This window comes from Cellulosimicrobium cellulans (genome assembly GCF_042723955.1).
Lineage (GTDB): Bacteria > Actinomycetota > Actinomycetes > Actinomycetales > Cellulomonadaceae > Cellulosimicrobium > Cellulosimicrobium cellulans_H.
The window spans coordinates 1-11,215 of sequence record NZ_JBHXIC010000010.1; the positions used below are offsets into that span (position 1 = coordinate 1).

Here is an 11,215-nt window from a genome sequence, read left to right on the forward strand (position 1 = left end):
CCTTCGCGCGCGCGGGGGGCTTCTAACTCGGTGTGCGGGGGGGTGTGCGCTCCGCTTTCCGGTCCCGACTCCCCGCCGCCGCCGCCCGCGCCCCCCCCCGCCGGGCCCCCCCCCCCCGGTCTTGCGTCGGGGAGTCAGCCGCGTGCCTTCTCCACGGCCGCCCGCGCCGTCTCGCGCTCCGCCTTCTCCGCCTCCCGCAGCGCCTTCTCGAGCTCGCGCACCTTCTTCTGCGCCTCGCGGACGCGGCGCTCGGCGTCGCGCCGCTTGAGCGTCGCCTTCTTCACCTTGGGGTCCTTGACGTGCACGGCCATCTCGACCGGGGCGACGGCGTCGAGCGGGTCGGGCACCGTGCCGTACGCCGGGCCGTCCGCGTCGTCGGACGTGCCGTCCGGGGCGGAGGGGTCCCGCCCCGCGCCCGGGGCACCGGCGGCCCGCGCGTCGACGTACACCGCGATCCCGTCGAGGACGCGTTCGAGACCCCAGGCGGTGTCGTCGATCTCGCCCTCCTGCGCGTACGTCCCCGCCTCCACGAGCGGGCGCAGGTAGGGGAAGCGCACCTCGTCGACGAGGTCGCGCAACGCACCGCCCCAGCCGCCGCCCAGGACGGTCTCGTCACCCCCGGCCGCGGTCACGGCGCGGGCCAGGTCGGTCTGGAGCCGGGCGGCGTTCCGCGCGTAGCCGCTCACGAGGAGGATGACCGACATCTTCTCCTCGTCGTCGAGCGGCGTGGACCGCAGGGCGCGCAGCCCGCTGTCGGCGCCGCGCAGGTTGTTCGGCGTGAGGGGCGCGCCCGTCACGGGGATGTCGAGGAACCACGGGTGGGACGCGAACACCGCCATGGTGAACTGCGCCCACTCGCGCAGCTCCGCGCGCCAGTCCGCGGGATCGTGCGCGGGCGGGTACTCGACGTCGAGCGCGGCCTCCTGCATGAGGAGCAGCAGGTCGTCCTTGCTCGTCACGTACCGGTAGAGCGACATCGTCGTGAAGCCGAGGCTCTGGGCGACCTTCGCCATGGAGACCGCGGCCAGCCCGTCGGCGTCGGCGATCTCCATGGCGGCCTCGACGATCCGCTCGATGCTCAGCTCGCGCTTCGGTGCACGCTCGGGACGTTCGGCGACGCCCCACGCGAGCGCGAGCCGGGGCGGGAGGTCGGGTGCGTCCTACCGCCCCACAACCCCCCCGTGTTCGTGCGCCGCGCGGGTTCGTGTGCCGGGCCCGCCCCCGCGCCCGCCCCCCGTCCGGGGCCCCGTCCGGACGGGCGACAGCCGCATGCTCGGCGACGGGGATCAGCGGGCGGTCCGCCGGCGGTAGAGGACGGAGCCGGCGGCGCAGCTCACGACGAGGAAGCCCACGAGCCACGCGACGGCCGTGAGGACCGTCGTCGCGTCGGGCGCCCCCGCGAGGAGACCGCGGAACGTCTCGATGATCGGCGTGAACGGCTGGTTCTCGGCGAACCCGTGCAGCCAGGACGGCATGGTCTCGATCTCGACGAAGCCGGAGCTGAGGTAGGGCACGAAGAGGAAGAGGAAGTTCACCGACTGGGACGCCTCGACGCTCAGGACCAGCCCGAGCGCGACGCTGAGCCACGTGAAGGTGAGCACCGCGAGCACGGCGAACGCGACGAGACCCAGCCAGTCGCCGAGCCCCGCGTCGGGGCGGAAGCCCAGCGCGAGCGCGACGGCCACGACGACGACGGCGGACGCGAGGTTGCGCACCACGCTCGCCACGACGTGGCCCCACAGCGCGGACGGCCCGAAGATCGGCAGCGTCTTGAACCGGTCGATCGTCCCCGACGTCATGTCCTGCGCGACCCCCACCGCGGCGGTGGCCGAGCCGAACCCGAGGCACATGACGAGCACGCCCGGCACGACGTAGTCGATGTAGTCGTCCCCGCCGATCGCGCCGCCGAAGATGACGACGAACACGAGCATGATCATCACGGGCAGCACGAACGCGGTGATGAGCCCGTCGATGCTGCGGAGCTGGCGGCGCGTCTCGCGCGCGACCATCGTGCGCACGTCGCGCGCGGCCGTCGCGGGCGTCTGTCGGGCGCGCGCGACGGTGTGCGGCGGCCGCACCGGGGAGGTCGTGAGCGTGGGCGTGGTGGCGCTCATCGGGCGCCCTCCTTCCGGGTCAGCGCGAGGAAGACGTCGTCGAGCGTGGGCTTGACGACGCTGACCCCGACGACGGCGAGGTCGTGGGAGTCGGCGGCCGCGAGCACGTCGCGGATCGTGCGGACGGGGTCGTCGCTCGGCGCGGTGAGGGACAGGTCCTTCTCGTCCGTGGTCGTGCGGGCGAGCCCCAGCGTCGGTGCGAGACCGACGGCGGCCGCGAGGCTCGCGGGGTCGTCGAACGCGACGCGCACGTGGTCGCCCGCGACGAGCGCCTTGAGCTCGGCCGCCGTGCCGCGCGCGGCGACGCGGCCGTCGTGCAGGACGGCGATCGTGTCGGCGAGGCGGTCTGCCTCCTCCAGGTACTGGGTCGTCAGCAGGACGGTCGTCCCGTCGGCGGCCAGGCCGCGCACGACGTCCCAGAGCTGGGCGCGCGACGCCGGGTCGAGGCCGGTCGTCGGCTCGTCGAGGACGAGGACCGCCGGGTCGGCGACGAGGCTGATCGCGAGGTCGAGGCGGCGACGCATGCCGCCCGAGTACGTCCCGACGCGGCGCTCGGCGGCGTCGGTGAGGTCGAAGCGGGCGAGGAGCTCGTCCGCGTGTCGGCGCACCGTGCGCCGGGGGAGATGGGCGAGCTCGCCCATCATGACGAGGTTCTCGCGACCCGTCTGGAACTCGTCCACGGACGCGTACTGGCCCGTGAGCGCGATCGTCTCGCGCACCCGCGCCGCGTCGTGCACGACGTCCGCCCCCGCGACGCGGGCCGTGCCGCCGTCGGGCCGCACGAGGGTCGTGAGGATGTTGACGGTCGTGGTCTTGCCGGCGCCGTTGGGCCCGAGCAGCGCGAAGATCTCGCCGCGGCGCACGGTCAGGTCGACGCCGCGCAGCACGGCGTGGTCGCCGTAGGACTTCTCGAGCCCCTGCACGGCGATCATCGGTTCGGTCATCGCCTTCTCCTTCTCGGTCGGACGTGCTGGCCGGTGTGCGGCGCACACGGGCGTGTATGCCATAAACGACGTGTACACCATAAACACGTGCCGACGGGTCGGTCAAGGACTTCGCCGTGCCGGGAGAGAACCGTGGTCGCGCGAGGTAGAACTCTGGTCACCCGAGGTAGAACCGTGGTTGCGCGGGTGGAACCCTGCTTGCGTGGTCGACGCGCGGTAGCGTCCGGCGCTAGCTCGCGCGGGAGCGGGGTGCACCCGTGAGGGCGAGGCCGATCGCCGTCATCACGACGAGCGCGCCGAGCACGACGGCGACCGGCGTCGTCCACGTCCCGGTCGCCGAGTGCAGGGCGCCGGCCAACGTCGGCGCGACCGCCGCGAGGCAGTACCCCACGGACTGCACGGTGGCCGAGGCCTGGCGTCCGCGACGGACCGTCGGGAAGCGCTGCGCGACGAGCGTGAAGATGACGACGAAGTTCGCCGCCTGGGCGATGCCCGCCATCGACGCCCACACCGCCCACAGGCCGGGAGCGACGAGGAGGCCCACCGGCAGCGCCAGCCACAGCACCGCGATCACGGCGAAGCTCTGCCGCAGCGACCAGCGGCGCGCTGCCAGCGGCACGGCGAGCCCGCCGACGATCGCGAAGCCCTGGAACAGCGACGCCGCGCCGCCCGACGCCGCGCGCGGGATCCCCGCGAGGTCCTCCAGGATGAGCGGAAGCCAGGCCGTGAGCGCGTAGAAGCTCGACGACTGGAGCGCGAACATCGCGCACAGCCACCACGTGAACGGCGTCGCCAGGACGTGGCGCTCGCGGGCGACGGCGGGGTCGGTGCCCGTGACGCCCTCCGCCGCCGCGGCGGCGAGGCCGCCGGGGTCGGGGGAGGCGTCCTCGTCCGACCGGCCCGCGTCGTCCGGCGCGTGCTCCGCCCTGCCGGCGGGCGCCGTCGTGCCCGACGCCGTCCCGCTCGCCCGGCCCGTCGTCGTCCGTCCCGTCCGGCTCGCCTCGCGCGGGACGGCGCGGAGCCACCACACGAGCCCGACCACCGCGAGGACGGACCAGGAGGCCAGCGCCCAGCGCCACCCGAGGGCGTCGGCGAGGGGCGCGGTGAGCGCGGTGGTCGCGACGGTCCCCACGTTGATCGCGGCCGTGTACAGGCCCGTCACCGTCGCGACGCGCCCGGGGAAGTCGCGCTGGGCGATCATCGGGACGGCGAGGTTGGCCGTCGTGATGCCGAGCCCGAGCAGCACCGTCCCGGCGAACGTGCCCGCGGCGCCGAGGGCCGCGACGTCGGCCGAGCGCACGAGCGTGCCGGCGAGGATCAGCGCGAGGGCGACGGCGATCGCCGTGCGCAACGACGACCGTCCGAGCAGCCCCGCGACCGCGGGCGTCGCCACGGCGAAGCAGAGCACCGGGATGCCCGTCAGCAGGCCCGCGGCCGCCGCGGTGAGGTCGAGGTCCGCCGCGACGTCCGCGACGACGGGCGGCAGCGCCGTGAGCGGCGCGCGCAGGTTGACCGCGACGAGCAGCACCGCGACGAGCAGCACGCCGTCGATCCCGCCCCGGAAGGTGCTCGGGCGGGGCGGCCGGGACGGCGGCATCGGGCGGTGACCTCCGGGTGCGGGCGCGTGCGACGCCGCCGCCCGGTCAGCCGGGCCGTCGGTCAGTCGTCGAACTGTCCTACGACTGTACGCAGGAGCGCCGCGAGCGCAGGGCGGCCGCCGGGCTCCAGCGCGTCGAGGATGCGGGCCTCCACCGCGAGCAGGTCGGTCATCGCCGTGTCCACGCGCTCCAGACCCTCGGCAGTGAGCTCGACGAGCACGCCGCGCCGGTCGTCGGGGGACCGGCGGCGCACGACGAGCCCGCGCTCCTCGAGCCGATCGATGCGGTTCGTCATCGTCCCGCTCGTCACGAGCGTCTGCGTGACCAGCGCGCCGGGGGACAGGCGGTACGGCTCGCCGGCCCGCCGCAGCGCGGACAGGACGTCGAACTCCCACGTCTCCAGGTGCCCCCGCGCGAACGCCGTGCGGCGCGCGCGGTCGAGGTGCCGCGCGAGGCGGTCGACGCGCGAGAAGACGGTGAGCGGCTCGACGTCGAGGTCGGGCCGCTCGCGCTGCCACGCCGCGACGATGCGGTCGACCTCGTCCTCGTGCTGCTGGTCCATGACGCGAGGGTACTCGACGTGTCTCGACATCAAGACTCTTGACGCCCGTCACCCATACTGCCGGGAGACAACCGCGTTCGCGCGAGGTAGAACCCTGGTCGGCCGAGGTAGAACCGCGGTTGCCGGCCGCAGCACGACTCGTCGTCGCGAACCTGTCACCGCGGGCAGCTGCCCGGGTGGGCACCACCACCCACCCCGCCCACCCCGCCCTGCCACACGCCGTCGGGCAGCGCGACCAGGGTTCTACCTCGCGCGACCAGGGTTCTACCTCGCGTGGCCATGGTTCTGCCTCGCGGGGCCCCCGGGTCAGGTCGTGCGCAGGGCGTCCTTGAGCTTGACGCGGGCTCCCGTGCGCAGGACCGCGTTGGAGTAGATCTTCGCGGCGAGCCACACGAGCACCGGGATGACGGCGATCGACAGACCGAGCGCGAGGAGTGCCTCCCAGGTCTCGGCGCTGCCGAGCGCGATGCGCACGGGCATGAGGAGCGGCGAGCACAGCGGGACGTACGACAGCCACACGACGAGCGGGTTGTCCGGGGCCCACGGCGCGACGGAGACGCCCACGATGTACGGCACGATCATGAGGAACGTGACGGGGGTCGTGACGGCGCCGACGTCCTCCTGGCGCGAGACGAGCGCGCCGAGGCCGGCCATGAGCAGCGCGTAGCTGACGAACCCGACGACGAACCAGACGAGCGCCCAGACGGCCGCGGTGCCGAGGTCGATCGTCGACGTGTCGACCAGGCCCAGACCGAGCGCGGTCCCGACGCCGGCGAGCACGACGAGCGCGACCTGTCCCAGCCCGACGAGGCCGATGCCGAGCACCTTGCCCGCCATGAGCTGCCACGGGCGGACGGTCGAGAGCAGGAGCTCGACGACCCTGCTCGTCTTCTCCTCCACGACGCCCTGCGCGATGAGCTGGCCGCTGATCATGATGGCCATGAAGAGCAGGATCCCGGTGACGAGGCCGGTGACGTAGCGGGTCGGGTCGAACTCGCTGGGCTCACCGATCGTGCGGACGGTCGGCTCGGCCGTCGCGATGTCGCCCGCGACCTGCGCGGGGTCGCCGCCGAGGTCTGCGACGGCGTCGGACAACGCGGTCTGCTGGGCGAGCGTCGTGAAGACGGCCGTGAGGCCGGGGGAGAGCTCGGTGTCCACGACGACGGTGGGGGAGTCGGCGGTGCCGGTGACGAGGGCGTCGAGGTCGCCGTCCTGCACCTGTGCCTCGCCGGCGGCGTCGTCCGCGACGTCGACGGTCTCGACCTCGGTCCCGAGCGCGCTGCCCGTAGCGGTGATCGACTCCGCGAGCGCAGCGGTCTGCGGCGTGACACCGACGCGCTCCGCGGTCGGGCTGGACGAGCTCGCGGCGTTGAGCACGAACCCGCCGAGCACGACCGCGCCGACGAGGATGACGGTCAGCCAGACGAACGACTTCGAGCGGAGCCGCGTCATGATCTCGCGGCTCGCGACGAGGCGGATCGCGCCCCAGGACGTCAACGAGGTCCCCGTGCTCATGCCCCCACCTCCACGGTCTCGGCGGCCGTGCCGGCCGGCTTCTCCTCGGCGCTCACGACGTCGCGGTACAGCTCGGTGAGCGACGGTCGCACGAGCGAGAACTCGTGCACGGGCCCGGCAGCGAGGGCCGCCCGCAGCACGGCCTGCTCGCGTCCGCTGGTCCCGTCGACGGCTCCGTCGCCGGCGGCACCGGCGCCCGGCGTGAGCTCCACGACGGTGCGCGACCCCTCGAGGCTGACGGCTCGTGCGTCGGGCACGGCGCCGATCCAGCCCGCTCCGGGTGGCCCGTCCACGACCCATCGCTCCGTCTCGGTCCGGCGGAGCTCGTCGATCGTGCCGACCTCGACCATCGCGCCGTCCTTGATGATCCCGACCCGGTCGCACAGGCGCTCCACGAGGTCGAGCTGGTGGGAGGAGAAGACGACGGGGACGCCCGCCTCGGCGCGGTCGCGCAGGACGCCGCTCATGACGTCGACGGCGACGGGGTCGAGCCCGCTGAACGGCTCGTCGAGCACGAGCAGCTCGGGGTCGTGCGTGAGCGCCGCCGCGAGCTGGACGCGCTGCTGGTTGCCGAGCGAGAGCTTCTGCACCTCGTCGCCGCGGCGCGCCTCGACGCCGAGCGTCGTGGTCCACCGTTCCATGGCGTCCTGGGCCTCGGACGCGGACAACCCGTGCAGCCGGGCGAGGTAGACGAGCTGCTCGCCGACCTTCATGCGCGGGTAGAGGCCGCGCTCCTCGGGCATGTAGCCGATGCGCCGCCGCGCGGCGAGGTCGATCGGCCTGCCGTCCCAGCGCACCTCACCGCCGTCGGCGGCGAGCACGCCGAGGACGATGCGCATGGTCGTGGTCTTGCCGGCCCCGTTGGAGCCGACGAAGCCGAAGATCTCCCCGGCGCGCACGTCGAACGACGTCCCGCGCAGGGCGCGCACGTCGCCGTAGGTCTTGGTCAGCGAGTCGATCTCGAGTGTCGCCATGCGTCCCACACAACCACGCGGCACGGCGCGCGGCACGGGACAGATGTCACGTCCTGCCCCTCCTGTCGGCGGGTGCAGGCCCCTCCCGAGGTCGCGGCCCCGTCGCACGGTTCACCCCGGCGACGCGGGAGCTCAGCCCCGGTGCTCGTCGCGCACGGGCGGCAGGGGCGAGCGCGCGGCGCGCACGGTGAGGCGCAGCATCGCCGCGGTCGCGTGGTCGACGCCCGCGACGTCGTCGCGCCGGACCGCGTCGAGCGCGACCCAGAGGAGCTCGCGCGCGATCGCGCCCTCCTGCTCGTCGAGCCGTCCGGAGATCGACTCGACGGCGCTCATCGCGACGAGCACGCGCATGCCCGCCGACGTCGGCGGGGCGACCCGCACGCGCCGGATCTCGACGGCGTCGCGCAGGGCTCGGCGCTCGACGCGGGAGAGGCGGGGACCGGCCACCCGCAGCAGCGCCCGCGTGAGGAGCGCGGCGGTGACGCCCAGGAGCGTGGCGACGAGGACGAGCGCGACGGGCGCCAGGGCGTGCCCGACGACGAGCGCGCCGAGCGCGGTCGCCGCGCCCGCGACGAGCCCCAGGCGCACGTCGTCGACCGACGCGTGCCACTCGGCGTGGCGCCGCACGCGGTCGAGCTCGCGCGGCGTCAGGCCGGGGACGAGCACGTCGGTGCGCTGGACGATGCGGTCCGACGCCCCGGCGACGGCCCCCTGGAGGCAGCGCGCCGTCGTCCAGGTCGAGTATCCCCAGACCGTGGGACGGATCTCGTCCCGGCAGTCCTCGTGCGTGCGGTCGGTGGACCGGTCGTGCCCGTGCATGAAGTGCCCCGCTTCGTCGATCTCGTGCTTCCGCAAGGAGAGACGGGTTCGTCCGGCCACCATGACGCGGATTTCGGGAAGTTTCCCGGGCGACCGGTGGACGGACGCATCAGGGCGCCGTCACGACCTGGGCGTCGTGATGAGGTGCGGGCGCTTCTCCATGTCCGCGAGGCCGTTCCACGCGAGGTTGACGAGGTGCGCTGCGACCTCGGTCTTCTTGGGCGAGCGCGCGTCGAGCCAGTACTGCCCGGTGAGCGCGACCATGCCGACGAGCATCTGCGCGTAGATGGGCGCGACCTTGGGGTCGAGCCCGCGCGTGCGGAACTGGTGGGCGAGCAGGTGCTCGACCTGCGTCGCGACGTCGCCGATGAGGCTGGAGAACGTGCCGGTAGCCTGGGCGACGGGGGAGTCGCGCACGAGGATGCGGAAACCGTCCTCGGACGCCTCGATGTAGGACAGGAGCGCGAGCGCGGTGCGCTCGAGGAGGACCTTGGGGTGGCCGCCCTCGTCGAGCGCGCCGGAGAGCGCTGCCGTGAGCGCCTGGACCTCGCGGTCCACGACGACGGCGTAGATGCCCTCCTTGCCGCCGAAGTGCTCGTACACGACGGGCTTGGACACCTCGGCGCGCGCGGCGATCTCCTCGACGCTCGTCCCCTCGAACCCCTTCTCGGCGAACAACCGACGGCTGACCGCGAGCAGCTGCTCGCGCCGCTGGCTCGCGGTCATGCGGGATCGGGGGGTGCGTCTGGATTCGGCCACGGGTCCATCATGCCGTGCGGCCGCTCCCGGCAGACGGAGGGTCCCGGCCCGACGGCGCGGGCGCCCTGCGGGCGGGCGCGCGTGCTGGGTGTGGTGCGGACCACGTCCCGGGCGCGGCGCGGACCGGACGAGACGGGCACGACCGGCGTCGGGCACGGGGACCGACCTGGCAGACTGTTCCTGGACCCACCCCGCCCGCCGTGGCCCGGGAACGCACCGGGCGCGAGCGTCGCCGGGTCCGATCCGCCTTGGTGTAATCGGCAGCACAAGGGTTTTTGGTGCCCTTGGTCCAGGTTCGAGTCCTGGGGGCGGAGCTCGTGCCACCGATCCCGAGGGGAACACCCATGGAAGCTCAGCAGGGCACCGACACCACCGTCGCCCCCGCTGCCGTGATCGTCCTCGCCGCCGGCGAGGGCACGCGGATGAAGTCGTCCACCCCCAAGATGCTGCACACGCTCGCGGGCCGCAGCCTGCTCGGGCACGTGCTCGTCGCGGCGCGCTCGCTCGACCCGGCGCTGCTCGCCGTCGTCGTGCGGCACGAGCGTGACCGTGTCGCCGAGCACGCGGTGTCGGTCGACCCGGACGCCGTCGTCGTGGACCAGGACGAGATCCCCGGGACGGGCCGGGCCGTGCAGTGCGCGCTCGCCGCGCTCGACGCGAAGGCCCACGCGCAGGCGCTCCTGCACGGCGTGCCCGACGGCGAGGAGGGACGCGGCGCCGGCGACGGGCTCGAGGGTCCCGTGGTCGTGACGGCGGGCGACACCCCCCTGCTCGACGGCGGCACGCTCGCCCAGCTCCTCGCCGCGCACGTCGTGGACGGCAACGCGGTGACGATGCTGACGACGGAGCTCGAGGACGCGACGGGCTACGGGCGCGTCGTGCGCGACGGCTCGGGCGACGTGCTGCGCATCGTCGAGCACAAGGACGCGTCGGCCGACGAGCGCGCGATCCGCGAGATCAACGCGTCGATCTACGTGTTCGACGCCGCGGTCCTGCGCCGCGGGCTGGGCACGCTCGGCCGGGACAACGCGCAGGGCGAGGTCTACCTCACGGACGTCGTCGCGGCGGCGCGCGCCGAGGGCGGCACGGTCCGGGCGCTCGTCTCGGCGGACCCGACGATCGTCGAGGGCGTCAACGACCGCGTGCAGCTCGCGACGCTGCGTGCGGAGCTCAACCGCCGGATCCTCGAGGACTGGATGCGCGAGGGCGTGACGGTCGTCGACCCGGCGACGACGTGGGTCGACGTCGACGTCGAGCTCGCGCGCGACGTGACCCTGCTCCCGGGCACGCAGCTCCACGGGGCGACGGTGGTCGCCGAGGGCGCGACGATCGGCCCGGACACGACGCTCACGGACACCGAGGTCGGCGCGGGCGCGACGGTGACCCGTACGCACGGCAACCTCGCCGTGCTGGGCGCGGGGACGTCCGTCGGGCCGTTCGCCTACCTGCGCCCGGGCACCGTGCTGGGGGCGAAGGGCAAGATCGGCACGTTCGTCGAGACGAAGAACGCGGAGATCGGCGAGGGTTCCAAGATCCCGCACCTGTCCTACGTGGGCGACGCGACGATCGGCGAGCACACGAACATCGGCGCCGCGTCGGTCACCGTCAACTACGACGGCGTCCACAAGCACCGCACGGTGATCGGATCGCACGCCCGCACCGGCGCGGACAACATGTTCGTCGCGCCCGTGAGCGTCGGCGACGGCGCGTACACCGCCGCCGGGTCCGTCATCCGCCGCGACGTGCCCGCGGGCGCGCTCGGCGTGAGCGGCGGGCAGCAGCGCAACATCGAGGGCTGGGTCGAGGGGGGGGGGCCCCGGCCCCCCCCCCCCCCCCCCCCCCGCGCCCCGCCCCCCCCCGCCCCCCCCGCGCCCCCCCCCCCCGCCCGCGCGCGCGGGCCCCGCCCCCCCCCCCCCCCCGCCCCCCCCCC

General features: G+C 74.4%; 10 protein-coding genes and 1 tRNA gene. 2 read left to right on the plus strand and 9 right to left on the minus strand.

The window, feature by feature from the left end; translation table 11 throughout:
• Nucleotides 1-134: 134 nt before the first annotated feature.
• The 9 genes from ACFWH7_RS04655 to ACFWH7_RS04695 form a co-directional block, all read right to left on the minus strand.
• Entirely contained in the window at nt 135-1,082 is a 948-nt protein-coding gene (locus ACFWH7_RS04655; protein ID WP_378215331.1) for a TetR/AcrR family transcriptional regulator, read from the minus strand.
• 204 nt (nt 1,083-1,286) lie between these two features.
• Nucleotides 1,287-2,114, minus strand: coding sequence for an ABC transporter permease (locus tag ACFWH7_RS04660; RefSeq protein ID WP_378215280.1), 828 nt, complete (start codon nt 2,112-2,114; stop codon nt 1,287-1,289).
• Entirely contained in the window at nt 2,111-3,058 is a 948-nt protein-coding gene (locus tag ACFWH7_RS04665) for an ATP-binding cassette domain-containing protein (protein WP_378215281.1), read from the minus strand. Before ACFWH7_RS04665 ends, ACFWH7_RS04660 begins: the two co-directional genes overlap by 4 nt.
• A 229-nt stretch (nt 3,059-3,287) precedes the next feature.
• Nucleotides 3,288-4,655, minus strand: a complete 1,368-nt coding sequence (locus ACFWH7_RS04670) for an MFS transporter (RefSeq protein ID WP_378215282.1) — start codon at nt 4,653-4,655, stop codon at nt 3,288-3,290.
• Nucleotides 4,656-4,717: 62 nt separating this feature from the next.
• On the minus strand, nt 4,718-5,218 hold the full coding sequence (locus tag ACFWH7_RS04675) for a MarR family winged helix-turn-helix transcriptional regulator (RefSeq protein ID WP_170227314.1): 501 nt from the start codon (nt 5,216-5,218) through the stop codon (nt 4,718-4,720).
• A 306-nt stretch (nt 5,219-5,524) separates the two neighbouring features.
• Nucleotides 5,525-6,733, minus strand: a complete 1,209-nt coding sequence (locus tag ACFWH7_RS04680; protein WP_378215284.1) for an ABC transporter permease — start codon at nt 6,731-6,733, stop codon at nt 5,525-5,527.
• On the minus strand, nt 6,730-7,707 hold the full coding sequence (locus ACFWH7_RS04685) for an ABC transporter ATP-binding protein (RefSeq protein ID WP_378215285.1): 978 nt from the start codon (nt 7,705-7,707) through the stop codon (nt 6,730-6,732). Before ACFWH7_RS04685 ends, ACFWH7_RS04680 begins: the two co-directional genes overlap by 4 nt.
• A 132-nt stretch (nt 7,708-7,839) precedes the next feature.
• Nucleotides 7,840-8,562, minus strand: coding sequence for a hypothetical protein (locus ACFWH7_RS04690; RefSeq protein WP_378215286.1), 723 nt, complete (start codon nt 8,560-8,562; stop codon nt 7,840-7,842).
• 84 nt (nt 8,563-8,646) lie between these two features.
• Complete coding sequence (locus tag ACFWH7_RS04695; protein ID WP_378215332.1) at nt 8,647-9,252, minus strand: TetR/AcrR family transcriptional regulator; 606 nt, start codon at nt 9,250-9,252, stop codon at nt 8,647-8,649.
• Between the two features lie 275 nt (nt 9,253-9,527).
• Between ACFWH7_RS04695 and ACFWH7_RS04700 the strand changes: the two genes are divergently transcribed.
• Together ACFWH7_RS04700 and glmU are read left to right on the plus strand one after the other, a co-directional pair.
• Nucleotides 9,528-9,599 (plus strand) — tRNA-Gln (locus ACFWH7_RS04700).
• A 30-nt stretch (nt 9,600-9,629) separates the two neighbouring features.
• Nucleotides 9,630-11,215 (plus strand): bifunctional UDP-N-acetylglucosamine diphosphorylase/glucosamine-1-phosphate N-acetyltransferase GlmU (gene glmU, locus ACFWH7_RS04705; protein WP_378215287.1); only part of this gene is annotated, 1,586 nt, incomplete at its 3' end.